Origin of the sequence: Erythrobacter sp. (assembly GCF_036351135.1) — a bacterium.
Taxonomy (GTDB): Bacteria; Pseudomonadota; Alphaproteobacteria; order Sphingomonadales; family Sphingomonadaceae; genus Erythrobacter.
In genome coordinates this window covers 27307-44633 of the sequence record NZ_JAZBON010000027.1, presented here as the reverse complement: position 1 = coordinate 44633, position 17327 = coordinate 27307, and the positions used below count along the sequence as shown (strand labels likewise).

General features: G+C 63.5%; 13 protein-coding genes. 4 read left to right on the top strand and 9 right to left on the bottom strand.

Translation table 11 applies throughout. The features are described 5' to 3' along the window. Position 1: 1 nt before the first annotated feature. Positions 2-1438, bottom strand: a complete 1437-nt coding sequence (locus V2I30_RS09790) for an MATE family efflux transporter (protein ID WP_330661976.1) — start codon at positions 1436-1438, stop codon at positions 2-4. Between the two features lie 197 nt (positions 1439-1635). Between V2I30_RS09790 and V2I30_RS09785 the strand changes: the two genes are divergently transcribed. Further along, on the top strand, positions 1636-2886 hold the full coding sequence (locus V2I30_RS09785; RefSeq protein WP_330661975.1) for a hypothetical protein: 1251 nt from the start codon (positions 1636-1638) through the stop codon (positions 2884-2886). A 220-nt stretch (positions 2887-3106) separates the two neighbouring features. Next, complete coding sequence (locus V2I30_RS09780; RefSeq protein ID WP_330661974.1) at positions 3107-3529, top strand: hypothetical protein; 423 nt, start codon at positions 3107-3109, stop codon at positions 3527-3529. 128 nt (positions 3530-3657) lie between these two features. Here the strand turns inward: V2I30_RS09780 and rplL are convergent, their stop codons facing one another. The 8 genes from rplL to V2I30_RS09740 all read right to left on the bottom strand — a co-directional run bounded on the left by rplL (position 3658) and on the right by V2I30_RS09740 (position 8029). Beyond that, a complete protein-coding gene (gene rplL / locus V2I30_RS09775; protein ID WP_212449099.1) occupies positions 3658-4035 on the bottom strand; it encodes a 50S ribosomal protein L7/L12 in 378 nt (125 codons plus the stop codon). Positions 4036-4104: 69 nt separating this feature from the next. Next, positions 4105-4620, bottom strand: a complete 516-nt coding sequence (gene rplJ / locus V2I30_RS09770) for a 50S ribosomal protein L10 (protein ID WP_330661973.1) — start codon at positions 4618-4620, stop codon at positions 4105-4107. 393 nt (positions 4621-5013) lie between these two features. After that, positions 5014-5286 (bottom strand): hypothetical protein, encoded by a 273-nt coding sequence (locus V2I30_RS09765; protein ID WP_330661972.1) that lies wholly within the window; start codon positions 5284-5286, stop codon positions 5014-5016. Between the two features lie 86 nt (positions 5287-5372). Next, the gene (locus V2I30_RS09760; protein ID WP_330661971.1) at positions 5373-6398 is read right to left on the bottom strand and encodes a hypothetical protein; all 1026 of its coding nucleotides are present in this window, start codon (positions 6396-6398) and stop codon (positions 5373-5375) included. Between the two features lie 334 nt (positions 6399-6732). Continuing rightward, complete coding sequence (locus tag V2I30_RS09755; RefSeq protein WP_330661970.1) at positions 6733-6948, bottom strand: hypothetical protein; 216 nt, start codon at positions 6946-6948, stop codon at positions 6733-6735. Positions 6949-7068: 120 nt separating this feature from the next. Next, a complete protein-coding gene (locus tag V2I30_RS09750; protein ID WP_330661969.1) occupies positions 7069-7311 on the bottom strand; it encodes a helix-turn-helix domain-containing protein in 243 nt (80 codons plus the stop codon). Then, the gene (locus tag V2I30_RS09745; protein WP_330661968.1) at positions 7311-7856 is read right to left on the bottom strand and encodes a DUF2975 domain-containing protein; all 546 of its coding nucleotides are present in this window, start codon (positions 7854-7856) and stop codon (positions 7311-7313) included. Before V2I30_RS09745 ends, V2I30_RS09750 begins: the two co-directional genes overlap by 1 nt. 32 nt (positions 7857-7888) lie before the next feature. Beyond that, positions 7889-8029: a hypothetical protein gene (locus V2I30_RS09740; protein ID WP_330661967.1), complete on the bottom strand. Its 141-nt coding sequence runs from the start codon at positions 8027-8029 to the stop codon at positions 7889-7891. Between the two features lie 482 nt (positions 8030-8511). Between V2I30_RS09740 and rpoB the strand changes: the two genes are divergently transcribed. Further along, complete coding sequence (gene rpoB / locus V2I30_RS09735) at positions 8512-12705, top strand: DNA-directed RNA polymerase subunit beta (RefSeq protein ID WP_330661965.1); 4194 nt, start codon at positions 8512-8514, stop codon at positions 12703-12705. A gap of 154 nt (positions 12706-12859) precedes the next feature. Beyond that, positions 12860-17173, top strand: coding sequence for a DNA-directed RNA polymerase subunit beta' (gene rpoC / locus V2I30_RS09730; protein WP_330661963.1), 4314 nt, complete (start codon positions 12860-12862; stop codon positions 17171-17173). Positions 17174-17327: the final 154 nt, after the last annotated feature.

The following is a 17327-nucleotide window of genomic DNA, read 5'->3' as shown; positions in this document are numbered from 1 at the left end:
CCTACGCGCGCGCGGGTTCGTATGCGCCGCCGGACGAGCGTGCGGTCAGCCCCAATCGCTCCCGCGCCATCCAGCGCCACAAAAGGAGCACGGCGGCGCAAGCAAGCCCGGTCGATAGCCCGATCCAGACGCCGACGCCTTCGAGCCCGAGCGCGAAGGCGAACAGCAACGCGGCGCCGATACCGGGCACCCAATAGCTGAAGATCGCGATCCACATCGGCACGCGCGTGTCCTGCAACCCCCTGAGCGCGCCGGCGGCGACCGCCTGTACCCCATCGACGAGCTGGAACGCGGCGGCAAAGACCAGGAACTTAAGCGCGAAGCCGACCACCGCCGCATTGGCGACGTCGTCCGGATCGACATAGATCGAAAGCAGCGCGCGCGGGAACAGCACCATCGCCGCCGCGGTTATCGTCATGAAGCTAGTGCTGATCGCCAGCGCGGCCCAGCCGGCGCGCCCGATCCCCACCGCATCGCGCGCGCCATAGGCATAGCCGACGCGGATGGTCGCCGCCTGCCCCACGCCGAACGGCACCTGGAAGGCAAGCGCGGCCAGCTGGAGCGCGAGCGCATGTCCGGCGACCTGGGCGGGGCCGAATTGACCGATGAGGAAGGGCGCGGCGCCGAAAATGCCGGCCTCGGCGGTCACGGTAAGGGCGATCGGCGTGCCGACCACGAGGATGCGCCGCATGCGCGTCCAGTCGGGCCGCCATAGCCGGTAGAAGATGCGATAGCGCGCCATGCGCGCATCGAGCGAGATTGCCGCGACATAGGCACCGAGTACCACCGACGCGGTGATATTGGTTGCGATCGCCGCGCCCGCCAGCCCCAGTTCGGGCGCGCCGAAATTGCCGAAGATGAAGGCGTAGTTGGCGATGCTGTTAATGACGATGCCGAGCGCGGTGATCGCGGTCGCGAAGATCGGGCGGCCCAGTGCCGAGACGAAACTGCGCAGCACGCCGGCGAGCAGCATCGGGATCAGCGAGAAGATGACGATGCGGTTATACTGATCGGCGAGCGGGATCAGCTGCGCTTCTTGCCCGCTCAGCCGCATCAGCGGGACGAGCAGCAGGCAAACTGCCATCCCGCCCGCCCCCGAGATGACCGCCAGCCACAATGCCATGCGTGTCGCGCGGCGCACCGGGCGCGGCGTGCGGGCGCGCGCACCGATCGATTCGGCGATCAGCGGGGCGACCGCTCCTGTGAGCGAGGTCAGCGCCCACAGGACCAGGCCGAACAGTGAAACGGCGAGCGTCGAGGCCGCCAGCGGATCCTCCCCCAGCCGGGCGATGAAAATGACGTCCACCGCATAGGTGAGCATTTGCAACAGGTTGGCGAGCGCCAGGGGCGCCGACAGCGCGGCGGTCGCGCGGAACTCTGCGCGCCAGCCGAGCGTAGCCCCTCCCGGCACCGTCGTGGTTTCGTTCGTTTCGCGCATCTTTGTCTCGCCGCTCGCGACAATCCCGGACCGGCCGAAGCGAGCCGGCCCGGATAGAGGGGGCGGCGGGTAAGGGGAAGCACAATATCGTCCCGGTCTGGGCCGCGGCGCGAACGTCGGCGAACAACACCCTTTATTCGCCCCGTCGCGATGTTGTAAGCGGTCGAGACGAGACGGGGTGCAGGGGGATTCTCGAAATGAATGCGCGCGCAACAGGGCGGGACCATGCGGACATATGCTCCGGCAGGATGCCCAGCGGCTTTGCCTATGGCCGCGCGCTGACGAGCATAACGGCGCTGGCCATGGCGCTCACCGTGCCGAGCCTGTCGCTAGGCGCGGTCGGCGTGACCTATTTCAAGCCGGCTTTGCCGCAGCCCGTGGCAGTGATCCCTCTCGCACCGCCGCACAGCGCGCCCGGTGCCGACTGGTCGCTGTCGCTGGCGCCCGAAACGACCGATCCCGCCACTCCCCTGGCGGCACCCCGCCTGCTCGCGGGTTTCGCACCCACAGCAAGTCTTGCGGTCTCGGAGCAATCGGCCGCGCCCGACCCGTTGCCAGGCATGCCGCTATCGCCACCGGAACCTGCGCTTACCGAGCGGGCCGCGCGGCGGATCGATGTGGCGCTGCCCGGTCCGCTCACCGCTCCGGCATTGGAGTTCGAAGCGCCCGCTCCACTGACGCTGCCGCTCCCCGCTCAGCCGCCCGCGCGGATCGCCGCTCTTGCCGCCCCCCGCCGCGCCGGACTGGTCGCGATCGAGCAGATCACGCCTGCCGCCGCGCTCGCTCATTCGCAGGGCTCTGCCGAAAGCCGGGCCGACACCAATCTCGAGGCCGTGGCGGAAGACCGCATCAAGCTCGCCGCAGAGCCGATGCGGCTGGGCGAACTGCCGAAGGAATTGCTCGGCGGGCTATCGGCGCAGGAGCGCGACGTCCTGGCGCTGGCCGAACGGCAGGGTGCGGATGCCTCACGCACGGAAGAAGCCGAGGACGCGCCGTATCCCGAAGCCGCGGCTGGCAGCGCCGAATTCGCCGCCGCGCTGCCGGAGCCCGCCCCCGGATTGGCGCAGAGCCGCCTCGAACAGATCGAACTCGTCTCCAAGACCCGGCTGGATGCGCGGATCAACGGGGTGCTCACCGGCAGCGTCGATTTCGAGCAGCAGGACGGGACGATCGCGATCCGCCTGCGCTCGGTGACCGAGCTGCTGCGCGGCAGATACAGTCCCGAAGAGTATGAAGCGCTGACCGCGAGCAGCGCGATCGACGCCTTAGTCACGCTCGCCGAGCTGCAGAACGCCGGCATCCCGATCTCCTACAATCCCGCCTTCGACGAGGTGAATTTCGGGATCGACTACGAGGACGCAACGGACGCGCACAAGGTCCAGATCGACCAGGTCGGCGCGCCGACGCTGGGCGCCGAGCGCTCGGCGATCGATCAGATCGGGGGGTGATATCGCTGGGCGAGCCGAGGCGATAGTTTTGCGCCGCGCATCTCACCAACCATCCGTGATCGTCTGACGAACCGGCATCGACGATGGCGAGGGATCGGATTTTGCAGGATGCGGATGCGTCCCCGCAATCCCTGTTTTCCTTATCGCGTCTTACCTGCTGCTGGGCGGCGCCCTCAAGCCTCTCTGGCTCCCGCTTAGGATGGTTTTTGGCCCCGAAACCTTGCTAGCGCAAATCGCCGTCTTCCTCGCGCTGCTGGCCGTCGGGCTTTCGTTTCTGCTCATGCGCGTGAAGAGCATACCGGCGCTATGGCGATGGAGCGTGTGGGGACTCGCCGCGATAATAGCGCCCATCACTGCGGTCGCTCTTTACGAAGGCATCGTCAGGGATGTCGCCACCAAGCGGCTGGACCCCGAGGCCGTTTTCGCGCGCCCGCTATTGCATTCCATTCGTCATACTCAGTTCAATGTCGGCACACTCTATGTGCACGGCGCTGCGCTCAAGGACTGCAGGGCCTATCTGTGGAGCTACAGGAGGATGGATTATGTGGAGATTTCGCCGGGAAGAACGGGGAACCTGCTCCCGCGCGAGTGGAAGGAGCGGTGTCCCAATCTCTACCCCGCCTTTATGAGGGAGAGAGACTAGAGAAAAAGGGCGGCGCCATCGCTGGCACCGCCCTTTTTTGCGTCCGACCAGGCGGATCGAGATCCCCGCCTTCGCGGGGATGACGCTGCGACGTAAGGGCCGCGCCGAAGCGCGGCCCAAGTTTCGCGTCACTTCAGTTCGACGGTGCCGCCGGCTGCTTCGATCTTGCCCTTGATCTCTTCGGCTTCGGCCTTGTTCACGCCTTCCTTGAGCGGCTTGGGCGCGCCTTCGACGAGGCCCTTGGCTTCGGTCAGGCCCAGGCCGGTGATGGCGCGGACTTCCTTGATGACCTGGATCTTCTTGCCGCCGTCGCCGGTGAGGATGACGTCGAATTCGTCCTTTTCCTCGGCCGGGGCACCGGCATCGCCGCCACCGGCAGGGCCGGCCACGGCAACCGCCGCTGCGGCGCTCACGCCCCATTCTTCTTCGAGCGCCTTGGCAAGCTCAGCGGCTTCCAGGACGGTCAGCTTCGAAAGTTCTTCAACTAGCTTGGCAATATCGGCCATGATACTTCACTCCAAAATGTGCGGGGCCAGTCTTGGCCCCCATGTTTCGTTGTTCGCGAATTACGTCTCTTAAGCGGCTTCGCTGGCGCCATAGGCACCGAAGACCCGCGCCAGCTTGTTCGCGGGCGCGTTGACGACCTGGGCGATCTTTGTCGCCGGGGCGTTGACCAGGCCAACGATCGTGCCGCGCAGCTCGTCGAGGCTCGGCATCGAGGCAAGCGCCTTGACCCCGGCTTCGTCGAGAACCTGGGTGCCCATCGAACCACCGACGATTTCGAGCTTGTCGTTCGACTTGGCGAAATCGACAGCGGCCTTGGCAGCCGCGACCGGGTCGGACGACCAGGCCAGCGCGGTCGGGCCGGTGAGAAACTCATCGATCCCGGTATAGTCGGTGTCCTTCAGGGCGAGCTTGGCGAGACGGTTCTTCGCAACCTTGTAGGAAGCACCAGCTTCGCGCATCTTCGAGCGCAGTTCGGTGGACTGGTCCACCGTCAGGCCGAGGTTGCGGGTGACGACCACCACGCCGACCTCTTTGAAGACGTCGTTGAGCTGGGCAACCGCTTCGGCTTTCTGCGAACGATCCATGCTTTTGCTCCTTCACTAATGGCCGCGATGCTTGGGACGCATCACGGCCGGCTCACATCGGGCCATGCCGCAAACGGGCAAGGCCACGCGGGTCCAATGATGGGGAAGGAGGGTGAGCCGGGTGGCCCGGTTGCGAGCGCCGATAATGGCAGCGCGCGAGAAATCTCGTTTCCCCGTCTAGGCTGGAAATTAAGCCCCGGACGTGTTCCGGAGCACCAACTGTCTTGGACGGACGAACGGCTCACATTTTCAAGACGTGCAGAATCAAAGATGCCCGCCGTTCGAGGGCGGGCATCTATAGATGTGCGGTGTTATGTCAAGCGCTGCGCAGGGGCGCAGAATGTCAAGCGCTGCGCAGGGGCGCAGAATGTCAAGCGCCGAGCGGGGCGCAGATCAGATGCCGTCGGCCTCTTCCGCGATGGCATCGGCTTCGGCTTCGAGTTCCTCCGAATGCTGCTCAAGCTGCGCTTCCGCGACAGGATCGGCCGTGGCATCGGCGCGTTCATCGGCGAGATCGGCGTGCGCTTCTGCCATTTCGGCGCGTTCTTCGATCATCTCGCCCGCCGCCTCGTTCACTTGTTCGGCATCGTTGTTGCAGGCCGCCAGCGCAAAGGCGAGGGCGAGCGGGGTCGTCAGGGTCAGGGTCTTCTTCATCGTGTGTTTCATCACGGGGTTCCTCCAAAAAGTATTTAGCAATTCCCCAGATCAATGCGTGTGTCGCTCACCTTGTTCCATCTTAATGGGCGAACCGCTCACCCGCCGCGCGCCTCGCGCACCCGCTCGAGCTGATCGAGCCAGGCATTCCAGGCCGGACGCGCGCTGCCGTCGGACCAGCGGCGAAGGCCCACTGTCGCGAGCCATTCTTCGAACCGGTCGGCGAAGGCGGGCAGGCCGGCGGCTCGCAGCGGCTGCGCGAACATGGCGGCCAACTCTGGCGACCAGTCGAACAGCTGGAACGCGGTCGCGGCGCGCAATTGCGGATCTGTGGCGAAGGCTTCGCCGAAGAATTCGAAGAACGCCGCCTGATTGTCGAGCGATCCGCCGATGCCCGATGGCTCGCCGGACGGCCCGTAGCCGACGGGACAGCCGAGCTCCTGGAGGAAAATGTCGCGATCGCCTGCGTCTTCTTTCATGCCATCCAGCCGCGCTTCCCATTCGGCCTCGCCGGTGACGATCAGATCGCCGGTCAGGCAGTAATAGTTGAAGCTGACGATATCCGCGCGCGAACGCGTGGCTTCGAAAAGGTCCGGGATGCCGTCCGGCCCGCCGACGGTGAAGGTCGCGGTAATGCCGATTTCGGGCACCTCGGCATTCCATCGATCCATCGCCGCGGAATAGAAGGCGACCGCATCCGCTTCGGCGGCCCGCTCGTCCTCGATCGGGCCGAGCGGTTCGTTGGCGATGGAAAGCAGCCAGACATCGCGCTGCTCCAGTTGCGGGGCGAGCCAGTCGAGGAATGCAGCGAAGGCGTCCGTCACCTCGGGCGCAGCCAGCGTCAGGCCGCTGCGCAGGTCGACGCCATCCTGCAGATAGGAGGGCAGGGTCAGCCCTTCGCTGTCCAGCGTCGAGACGAGCACGACGAGGTTCATGCCCTCCAGGTTCGGATCGTCGAACAGCTCGGCAAGCGCCTGCGCATCATATTCGCCGGGCGCAGTTTCGAGATCGGCCCAGTCGATCTGCACCCGCCCGATAGACGCCCCCGCGCTGCGCGCCTCGGCATAGCTTTGCGCAGCGATTGCGGCGCGCGTTTCGTTCAGCGCCTCGAAGCCCGTGATCATGCCGAGATGGGGCCCGGGCGCAAGGCGCGGAAGCGAGGCCGAACCGGGGGTCGGAGAAGGGCTGGGCGTAGGACTGGGTGAGGCGATCGGGGTCGGGCTTGGCGTGGGGTTGATCGCAACCTCGTCGATGCCGCACGATGCCAGCGTCAACGCCGGTATAAGCACCGACGGGAGCGAAAACAGGCGAGGTGTCATAGGAGGGCGATACACTATCGCGGCGGCGCAGACCATATGCGGTGTGGACTGCATCGCCGGCGCGCATGCGGGACGAATGAAAAAGGGCCGCCCGGTCGCCCGGACGGCCCTTTTGTTCGTTTGCCGTGCAGCGCGAAGTTTACATCTCGTCGGCGGTTTCCTCGAGCATTTCGGCTTCGGCTTCGAGTTCCTCTTCGCCGGCTTCGGTCGGCGCTTCGTCGGCGGCGTCCTCGAGCGCCTCGGCGCGCTCGTCGATCTGTTCGGCTTCGGCTTCCATGGCCGGATCGCCCGAGCCGCAGGCGGCGAGAGCAAGGGCGAGGGCAAGCGGGGTGGCGATGGTGATGGAGGTCTTCATATCGATTCCTCGTTCATAAAAGAGAAAGGTTCTTTCCTCCCTCAATGATCGGACGGTCTGCCGGTTCCGAAAGATGGCAAAAAAATGGCGACGCCAGTCAGCCGCCCAGTCCGACGCCGCTCACTCGGCGCGGTAGCTCAACAGATCGCCCGGCTGGCATTCCAGTTCGCGGCAGATCGCGGCGAGGGTGGAGAAGCGGATCGCCTTGGCCTTGCCTGTCTTGAGGATCGAGAGGTTGGCGAGGGTCAGCCCCACCCGCTCGGCCAGTTCGGTCAGCGTCATGCGTCGGTCGTGCAGCAGGTCGTCGAGCCTGACCATGATCGTTGCTCCTTCGTCGTCGAAGTCGTGCGGTTTGGGGGGCATCAGACCGTCCCCTCCAGGTCTTCGCGCATCGCGGCACCATGCTTGAACACCCGGGCCAGGATGAACAGGACGATGACGATCAGGACGCCGGTCAGGTCCAGCCCGACTTCGATGGCGAAATCGCCTTCCTCGAAATCCGACGCCCAAGTCGCGACGGTGACCGCAAAGCCTGCGATGGAGATCATGATCGCCTGCACGGCAAGCATCAGCCACGCCATCATGTTCAGCCGCTGGGCATTCTCCGGCACGAAGGGATCGCCTTCGCCGACCGATGCGATGATCGCGCGCAGTTTTCCGAAGAACACGAAAACGAGCAAGACGAGCACCAGAAGCGAGGCGAACAGCGCGATCATCGCAGCAAGAGGCAGGCTGCCTACGGCATCGCCATATTCCGCCGCAATCTCAGCGTTGATGGTTCCGCTAAATATCAGGATGATCGGGATCGCAATGGCGAGGGCGATCGCCGCGATCGCCATGAAGATCTGCATCAGGACGGTAAGGACCTTTCCTGCCAGTAGCAGGAGGTCATTGGGCTTCTCGTTCATCGGCATTACGTCTCCTTTCGATGCTGTCGAAATCAGGCCAGTTCGGGGAGCGGCATGGCGGCGGCGGGCGCCTGCTCGGAAGCGGGCGGCACGTCTACGATGGCGGCCATCGAACTGGTGGCGAGGATCACGGCTGCGAGAGCGGCGAGGGTGTTGGTGAAGTGGCGGGACATATCGTTCTCCTTGATGTGCATTATTGAATTTCGATAATCACCGTCTAGGCGGGCTGCGATTTATCGTCAATCAATAAATATCGAAAAACGATAAGGCGCTGATCGGAAAGCGATATTTTCGGCCATATTGTTTCTCGATATGAGAACACGATGCGGGCCACAGCGGATTTCGCGCCGCGTCTGCCGGCGATTCGGATCGCTGCGCGCCCTGTTGACGGCGCGCCCCGCTATTCCTACATAACCCTCACACGCCAGCTTCGAGCCGGACCGATTCATGCGCGACGGATCGGGCCAAGAATGGAAGCGGCGCACTGCCATATTCGCGACGCCAAGCGTAAGCTGCTGCCAGACGGGCCAGGGGTTCGTTCAGGCTGGCGGCTTTCTTGCGTCCCAGTATGGCCCCGATCTCGCGTCACGACCGACACGAAACTGGCGAGCGCCCCCATCCGCTCGCCAAAGGCAAGAAGAGGCACTTCCCCTCCATGGCAACCAAAGCTCCTGCAAAACGCGTTCGCAGCCGTAAGGCCGAAGGCACCGCGAAGAAGCGTATCCGCAAGATTTTCGGCGACATCCACGAAGTCGTCCAGATGCCCAACCTGATCGAGGTCCAGCGCGAGAGCTACGAACAGTTCCTGCGCTCCGACAAGGAAACGGGTTATGTCTCGGGTCTCGAAAAGACGCTGCGCAGCGTCTTCCCGATCCGCGACTTTGCCGGGACCGCAGAGCTCGACTTCGTGCATTACGAGCTGGAAGAGCCCAAATACGACACGACCGAATGCCGCCAGCGCGGCATCACCTACGCAGCGCCGATGAAGGTGACCCTGCGGCTCATCGTGTTCGAAGTGGACCAGGAAACCGAAACCCGCTCCGTCCTCGATATCAAGGAGCAGGATGTTTACATGGGCGACATGCCGCTCATGACCGAGAACGGCACCTTCATCGTTAACGGCACCGAGCGCGTGATCGTCAGCCAGATGCACCGTTCGCCCGGCGTGCTGTTCGATCATGATCGCGGCAAGACGCACTCGTCGGGCAAGCTGCTCTTCGCAGCGCGCGTGATTCCCTATCGCGGCAGCTGGCTCGATTTCGAATTCGACGCCAAGGACATCGTCAATGTCCGGATCGACCGCAAGCGCAAGCTGCCGGTCACCGCGCTGCTCTATGCGCTGGGCCTCGATAGCGAGGAAATTCTCGATCACTTCTACGACACCGTTACGTGGGAACGCGCGAAGGATGGCTGGAAAATCCCGTTCGTGCCGGAAAATTGGCGCGGGCAGAAGCCGACCTTCCCGCTGGTCGATGCGAAAACGGGCGAGGAGATTTTCCCCGCCAACCAGAAAATCAGTCCGCGCGCTGCCAACAAGGCGGCAAAGGACGGGCTCACCGATCTGCTGCTGCCGACCGAAGAAGTCGTCAGCCGCTATGCCGCCAAGGACATGATCGACGAGAGCACGGGCCGCATCTATGTCGAAGCCGGTGACGAGATCACGCTCGAGCACGTCGAAACCTTCGACGCCGCCGGGATCGACAGTCTCGAGCTGCTCGATATCGACGAGATCAACACCGGCCCCTGGATGCGCAACACGCTCAAGGCCGACAAGGCCGAGAACCGCGACGAGGGCCTCGAAGCCATCTACAAGGTGATGCGTCCGGGCGAACCGCCGACCAAGGAAACCGCCGAGGCGCTGTTCGAAGGCCTGTTCTTCGATGGCGAGCGCTACGACCTTTCCGCCGTCGGCCGCGTGAAGCTCAACATGCGCCTCGACCTTGATGCCGAAGACACCGTGACCACTCTGCGCAAGGAAGACATCCTCGCCGTGGTCAAGGAACTGGTCGGCCTCAAGGACGGCAAGGGCGAAGTCGACGACATCGACAACCTCGGCAACCGCCGCGTGCGCTCGGTCGGCGAGCTGTTGGAAAACCAGTACCGCGTTGGCCTCCTTCGCATGGAGCGTGCGGTCAAGGAGCGCATGAGCAGCGTCGATGTGTCGACCGTCATGCCCAACGACCTCATCAACGCAAAGCCGGCGGTGGCCGCGGTGCGCGAATTCTTCGGCTCTTCGCAGCTGTCGCAGTTCATGGACCAGACCAACCCGCTGTCGGAAGTCACCCACAAGCGCCGCATCTCGGCGCTTGGCCCGGGTGGTCTGACGCGTGAGCGCGCGGGCTTCGAAGTGCGCGACGTTCACCCGACGCATTACGGCCGTATCTGCCCGATCGAGACGCCCGAAGGTCCGAATATCGGCCTCATCAATTCGCTCGCCTCGTTCAGCCGCGTGAACAAGTATGGCTTCATCGAGACGCCCTATCGCCGCGTGGAAGACAACAAGGTGACGGGCGACGTCGTCTACCTTTCCGCGATGGAAGAGCAGAAGCATACGGTCGCGCAGGCGTCCGCCGATCTCAATGACGAGGGCAGCTTCGTCGAGGATCTGGTGTCCGCGCGCCATGCGGGTGACAACCTGATGGCGCCCAACGACCAGATCACGCTTATGGACGTCAGCCCCAAGCAGCTCGTCTCGGTCGCGGCATCGCTCATTCCGTTCCTGGAAAACGATGACGCCAACCGCGCGCTTATGGGCTCGAACATGCAGCGCCAGGCGGTGCCGCTGGTTAAGGCCGAGGCGCCGTGGGTCGGCACCGGGATGGAAGAAACCGTGGCGCGCGACAGCGGCGCGGCGATCGCAGCCAAGCGCGGCGGCATCGTCGACCAGGTTGACGCTACCCGCATCGTCATCCGCGCGATCGGCGATGTCGAACCCGGTCAGTCGGGCGTCGACATCTACACGCTGCAGAAGTTCCAGCGCTCGAACCAGAACACCTGCATCAACCAGCGTCCGCTGGTGAAGGTGGGCGAAACGATCGAGCCGGGCGACATCATCGCCGACGGTCCCTCGACCGATCTCGGTGAGCTGGCGCTGGGCAAGAACAGCCTCGTCGCCTTCATGCCCTGGAACGGCTACAATTACGAGGACTCGATCCTCATCTCCGAGCGTATCGTGAAGGACGATGTCTTCACCTCGATCCATATCGAGGAATTCGAAGTCATGGCCCGCGATACCAAGCTGGGACCGGAAGACATCACCCGCGACATTCCCAATGTCGGCGAGGAGGCCCTGCGCAACCTCGACGAAGCGGGCATCGTCTATATCGGCGCCGAAGTGCATCCGGGCGACATCCTGGTCGGCAAGATCACGCCGAAGGGCGAAAGCCCGATGACGCCGGAAGAAAAGCTTCTGCGTGCGATCTTCGGCGAAAAGGCGAGCGATGTGCGCGACACCTCGTTGCGTCTGCCGCCCGGTGTCGCCGGGACGATCGTCGAGGTTCGCGTGTTCAACCGCCACGGGATCGAGATCGACGACCGTACGCGCGCGATCCAGAACGAGGAGATCGAGCGTCTCAGGAAGGACGCCGCCGACGAGCGCGCGATCCTCAACCGTGCGACCTACAACCGGCTGAAGGACATGCTGCTCGGCCAGACCGCGTCGGCCGCGCCCAAGGGCGTCAAGAAGGGGATCGAGATCAGCGAGCAGGTGCTGGCCGATGTCGAAAAGCACGAGTGGTTCAAGTTCGCCGTTGCCGACGACACGCGCCAGCAGCAGATCGAAGCGATCAAGTCGCAATATGACGAAAGCGCGGGCATGATCGATGCCAAGTTCCACGACCGCAAGGAAAAGCTGGAACGCGGCGACGAACTCGCGCCGGGCGTGCTCAAGATGGTCAAGGTCTTCGTCGCGGTGAAGCGCAAGCTGCAGCCGGGCGACAAGATGGCCGGCCGTCACGGCAACAAGGGTGTGATCAGCCGCATCCTGCCGGTCGAGGACATGCCGTTCCTCGAAGACGGAACGCCGGTCGATCTCGTGCTCAACCCGCTGGGTGTGCCTTCGCGCATGAACGTGGGGCAGATCTTCGAGACCCACCTTGGTTTCGCGGCTCGCAACCTCGGCATGGACATCGCCGACAAGCTCGAGGAATGGCACGCCGCCAACCCGAATGCGCGCGAGGACTACGCCAAGGCGAAGCCGCCCGAGGCCGTCGTGGAGCGTTTGAAGGACGTCTATGGCGAGCAATATTTCGAGGATCTCGAAAGCCGCTCGACCCAGGGCATCGTCGAACTCGCGACCAACCTTTCGGCCGGTGTCCCGATGGGTACCCCGGTGTTCGACGGCGCGCGAGAGGCCGACGTGACCGATTACCTCGTGAAGGCGGGCGTCGATTCGTCGGGCCAGTCGGTGCTCTACGACGGGCGCAGCGGTGAGGCGTTCGACCGCAAGGTGACCGTGGGCATCATCTACATGCTGAAGCTCCACCACCTCGTCGACGACAAGATCCACGCGCGCTCGATCGGTCCTTACTCGCTCGTCACCCAGCAGCCGCTAGGCGGTAAGGCGCAGTTCGGCGGACAGCGCTTCGGCGAGATGGAGGTCTGGGCCCTGCAGGCATATGGCGCCGCCTACACCTTGCAGGAAATGCTCACCGTCAAGTCGGACGACGTGGTCGGCCGAACCAAGGTCTACGAAGCGATCGTCAAGGGCGACGACACCTTCGAAGCGGGCATTCCGGAGAGCTTCAATGTGCTCGTCAAGGAAATGCGCTCGCTCGGCCTCAACGTCGAATTGAAGTCGCTCAGCGACGGTGAGGAAGACGAGGACGAATGGCCGGAGGCAGCGGAATAGCCCGGAAAGGACGCTCATCCTGAGGGGGTGAGGACTTAGTCCGAGCCGTCTCGAAGGACCCGTGGTTCGAGACGGGCCTTCGACAAGCTCAGTCCCTCCTCACCATGAGCGGTTTTAGCTGTCTTGAGATTCACCTCTTTCGAGGAATTGAAGAATGAACGAACTGACCAAATTCACCAACCAGCTGGCCAAGCCGGAAACCTTCGACCAGATCCAGATCGGCATCGCCTCGCCCGAGCGTATTCGCAGCTGGTCGTTCGGCGAGATCAAGAAGCCGGAAACAATCAATTACCGCACGTTCAAGCCCGAGCGTGACGGGTTGTTCTGCGCGCGCATCTTCGGTCCGGTGAAGGATTACGAATGCCTGTGCGGCAAGTACAAGCGCATGAAATACAAGGGCGTCGTGTGCGAAAAGTGCGGCGTCGAGGTCACCGTCACCAAGGTGCGCCGCGAACGCATGGGCCATATCGAACTGGCCGCGCCGGTTGCGCATATCTGGTTCCTGAAATCGCTGCCGAGCCGCATCGGCCTGCTGCTCGATATTCAGCTGAAGCAGCTCGAGCGCATCCTTTATTTCGAAAGCTACGTGGTGGTCGAGCCGGGCCTCACCCCGCTCGAGAAGTACCAGCTGCTGACCGAGGACGAACTGCTCGAGGCGCAGGACGAATATGGCGAGGACGCCTTCACCGCCAATATCGGTGCCGAAGCGGTCAAGACCATGTTGATGGAACTCGACCTCGAACAGGAGCGCGAGGACCTTCTCGAAGAGCTCGCGACCACCAAGTCGGCGCTGAAGCCTAAGAAGATCATCAAGCGTCTGAAGGTCGTCGAAAGCTTCATCGACTCCGGCAACCGTCCGGAGTGGATGATCCTCGAAGTCATCCCCGTGATCCCGCCCGAACTGCGCCCGCTGGTGCCGCTCGACGGTGGCCGTTTCGCGACGTCGGATCTCAACGATCTCTATCGCCGCGTCATAAACCGCAACAACCGCCTGAAACGCCTGATCGAGCTGCGTGCGCCGGACATCATCGTGCGCAACGAAAAGCGCATGCTGCAGGAAGCGGTCGATGCGCTGTTCGACAACGGTCGCCGCGGCCGCGTCATCACCGGTGCGAACAAGCGTCCGCTGAAGTCGCTGTCCGACATGCTCAAGGGCAAGCAGGGCCGTTTCCGCCAGAACCTTCTGGGTAAGCGCGTCGACTATTCGGGCCGTTCGGTCATCGTGACCGGGCCCGAACTCAAGCTGCACCAGTGCGGACTGCCGAAGAAGATGGCGCTCGAACTGTTCAAGCCGTTCATCTACGCGCGCCTTGACGCCAAGGGTCTTTCCATGACCCTGAAGCAGGCGAAGAAGTGGGTCGAGAAGGAGCGCAAGGAAGTTTGGGACATCCTCGACGAGGTTATCCGCGAGCATCCGGTTCTTCTGAACCGTGCGCCGACGCTTCACCGTCTCGGCATCCAGGCGTTCGAGCCTGTGCTGATCGAAGGCAAGGCGATCCAGCTTCACCCGCTCGTCTGCTCGGCCTTCAACGCCGATTTCGACGGCGATCAGATGGCGGTCCATGTGCCGCTTTCGCTGGAAGCCCAGCTGGAAGCGCGCGTGCTGATGATGAGCACCAACAACATCCTCTCGCCCGCCAACGGCAAGCCGATCATCGTGCCCTCTCAGGACATGGTGTTGGGCATCTATTACCTGTCGATGGAGCGGCAGGAAAAGACGCCCGAATATCTCGAGAACGAGGACGGCACCAAGGAAGAGAAACTGCCGCGCTTCGGCGATATGGCCGAGGTGCACCAGGCGCTCGAAGCGAAGTCGGTAACCCTGCATTCCAAGATCATCGCCCGCGTTCCGCAGGCCGATGAGGATGGCAAGGTGGTGATGAAGCGCTTCGTCACAACGCCGGGCCGCATGCTGATCGGCGAATGCTTGCCGAAGAACCACAAGGTGCCCTTCGACATCATCAACCGCCTGCTTACCAAGCGCGAGATCGGCGACGTGATCGACCAGGTCTATCGCCATACGGGTCAGAAAGACACGGTGCTGTTCGCCGACGCTATCATGGTGCTGGGCTTCCGCCACGCCTTCAAGGCGGGCATTTCCTTTGGCAAGGACGACATGATCATCCCCGACGCCAAGGAAGGTATGGTCGAGGAGACCAAGAAGCTGGTCGCCGATTATGAGCAGCAATATCAGGACGGCCTCATCACGCAGCAGGAAAAGTACAACAAGGTGATCGACGCCTGGAGCCGTTGCGGCGACCAGGTGGCCGACGCGATGATGGAGGAGATCAAGGCGCGCCCGATCGACAAGGACGGGCGCGAGGCCGAGATCAACTCGATCTACATGATGAGCCATTCGGGTGCGCGTGGTTCGCCGGCGCAGATGAAGCAGCTTGCCGGAATGCGCGGGTTGATGGCCAAGCCGTCGGGCGAGATCATCGAGAACCCGATCATCTCGAACTTCAAGGAGGGCCTGAACGTCCTTGAATACTTCAACTCGACCCACGGCGCGCGCAAGGGCCTCGCGGATACGGCGCTCAAGACGGCGAACTCGGGCTACCTGACCCGCCGTCTCGTCGACGTGTCGCAGGACTGCACGATCGTCGAGATCGACTGCAAGACCGACAACGCGCTCGAAATGCGCGCCATCGTTCAGGGCGGCAGCGTGATCGCCTCGCTCGGCGAGCGCATTCTGGGCCGCACCGTGGCCGAGGACATCGTCAACGCCTCGACCGACGAAGTGATCGTCAAGGCCGGCACGCTGATCGACGAGCCGATGGTGAAGGATATCGAGGCGGCCGAAGTGCAATCCGCCAAGATCCGCTCGCCTCTGGTTTGCGAGAGCGAAGGCGGCGTGTGCGGGACGTGCTACGGGCGCGATCTTGCGCGCGGAACGCCGGTCAATATCGGCGAGGCTGTCGGCGTTATCGCCGCGCAGTCGATCGGTGAGCCCGGCACCCAGCTGACGATGCGGACCTTCCACATCGGCGGCGCGGCGCAGCTCAACGAAACCTCGCACCTCGAGGCCATTTCGGACGGCAAGGTCGAACTGCGCGACATGCCGACCATCACCGACAAGAAGGGTCGTATCCTTTCGCTTGCCCGCAATGGCGAGATCGCGGTGATCGATGCCGAGGGCCGCGAGCGCGAAATGCACAAGGTGCCCTACGGCACCGTCCTGCACTTCAAGCACGGCGCGAAGGTCAAGGAAGGCGAGCGGCTGGCCGAGTGGGATCCGTTCACCCTTCCGATCATCACCGAGCAATCGGGCGTGGTGAAGTATCAGGATCTGGTCGAGGGCACGACGCTCGAAGAGCAGACCGATGATGCCACCGGTATCGCGCAGCGCGTCGTCACGGAAAACCGTGCGACGGGCCGCAAGAAGAAGGAAGAGCTTCGCCCACGCCTGACCCTGCTCGGGGAAGGCCAGACCGAGGAAGGCGAAACCGACGCGCAGCGCTACATGCTGGCACCGGGCACCACGCTTTCGGTCGAGGACGGTCAGCAGGTCGAGGCCGGCGACATTCTGGCGCGTGCCTCGCGCGAGGCGGCCAAGACCCGCGACATCACCGGCGGTCTGCCGCGTGTGGCCGAGCTGTTCGAGGCGCGTATGCCCAAGGACGTCTCCGTCATCGCCAAGATTTCCGGGAAGATCGAATTCGTCCGCGAATACAAGGCCAAGCGCAAGATCGCGATCGTCCCGGAAGAGGGCGATCCGGTGGAATACCTGATCCCCAAGACCAAGGTGATCGACGTGCAGGAAGGCGACTTCGTGAAGAAGGGAGACACCCTGATTTCCGGCTCGCCCAACCCGCACGACATCCTGGAAGTGCTCGGCGTGGAAGCGCTGGCCGAATATCTCGTCAATGAGATCCAGGAGGTCTACCGACTGCAGGGCGTGAAGATCAACGACAAGCACATCGAGGTGATCGTTCGCCAGATGCTGCAGAAGGTCGAGATCACCAATGGCGGCGACACCACGCTGCTGCCGGGCGAACAGATCGACATGGCCGAGATGCTCGAGGTCAATTCGAAGCTCACCAAGAACAAGCAGCCGGCCGAAGGCATGCCGATCCTTCTGGGGATCACCAAGGCGAGCCTGCAGACCCGCAGCTTCATCTCGGCGGCCTCGTTCCAGGAGACCACCCGCGTGCTGACCCAGGCTTCGGTCGAGGGGAAGAAGGACACGCTGATCGGCCTCAAGGAAAACGTGATCGTCGGTCGGCTGATCCCGGCGGGCACGGGTGCGGGCATGAACCGCATGCGCGTCACCGCCTCGAGCCGCGACGCAGCCTTGAAGGCCGCGTGGAAGAAGCAGCAGGAGAAGCTCGCAGCCGAGCAGGCCGCGGCCAATCCCGAGCCCGAACCCCAGAGCGAACCCGAGCCCGAAGCCGATCCGGTTTCGAGCGAGGAAGCGATGAAGGCCGCGATGGCCGGTTCGGGCGGAGACGGAGACGCCGCCGAGTAAGGCGCGGATCCTTCGACCAGACAAAAAAGGCCCCGGCGATAGCGTTCGCCGGGGCCTTTTGCTTTGCGGCGTCGCGGCGGATAAGGTTGCGACCGTTCACGCAGGACTTGTGCAGATGCGATATTTCCTCCCTTTTCTCACGGTCGCCGGCATG

What these genes read in the sequence shown, in the direction of transcription:
- V2I30_RS09755 (WP_330661970.1), bottom strand. Translation starts at nt 6,948, where the DNA reads ATGAAGACCTCCATCACCATCGCCACCCCGCTTGCCCTCGCCCTTGCT.
- rpoB (WP_330661965.1), top strand. Translation starts at nt 8,512, where the DNA reads ATGGCAACCAAAGCTCCTGCAAAACGCGTTCGCAGCCGTAAGGCCGAA.
- rplJ (WP_330661973.1), bottom strand. Translation starts at nt 4,620, where the DNA reads ATGGATCGTTCGCAGAAAGCCGAAGCGGTTGCCCAGCTCAACGACGTC.
- rplL (WP_212449099.1), bottom strand. Translation starts at nt 4,035, where the DNA reads ATGGCCGATATTGCCAAGCTAGTTGAAGAACTTTCGAAGCTGACCGTC.
- V2I30_RS09790 (WP_330661976.1), bottom strand. Translation starts at nt 1,438, where the DNA reads ATGCGCGAAACGAACGAAACCACGACGGTGCCGGGAGGGGCTACGCTC.
- V2I30_RS09765 (WP_330661972.1), bottom strand. Translation starts at nt 5,286, where the DNA reads ATGAAACACACGATGAAGAAGACCCTGACCCTGACGACCCCGCTCGCC.
- V2I30_RS09760 (WP_330661971.1), bottom strand. Translation starts at nt 6,398, where the DNA reads ATGATCACGGGCTTCGAGGCGCTGAACGAAACGCGCGCCGCAATCGCT.
- V2I30_RS09785 (WP_330661975.1), top strand. Translation starts at nt 1,636, where the DNA reads ATGAATGCGCGCGCAACAGGGCGGGACCATGCGGACATATGCTCCGGC.
- V2I30_RS09745 (WP_330661968.1), bottom strand. Translation starts at nt 7,856, where the DNA reads ATGAACGAGAAGCCCAATGACCTCCTGCTACTGGCAGGAAAGGTCCTT.
- rpoC (WP_330661963.1), top strand. Translation starts at nt 12,860, where the DNA reads ATGAACGAACTGACCAAATTCACCAACCAGCTGGCCAAGCCGGAAACC.
- V2I30_RS09750 (WP_330661969.1), bottom strand. Translation starts at nt 7,311, where the DNA reads ATGCCCCCCAAACCGCACGACTTCGACGACGAAGGAGCAACGATCATG.
- V2I30_RS09740 (WP_330661967.1), bottom strand. Translation starts at nt 8,029, where the DNA reads ATGTCCCGCCACTTCACCAACACCCTCGCCGCTCTCGCAGCCGTGATC.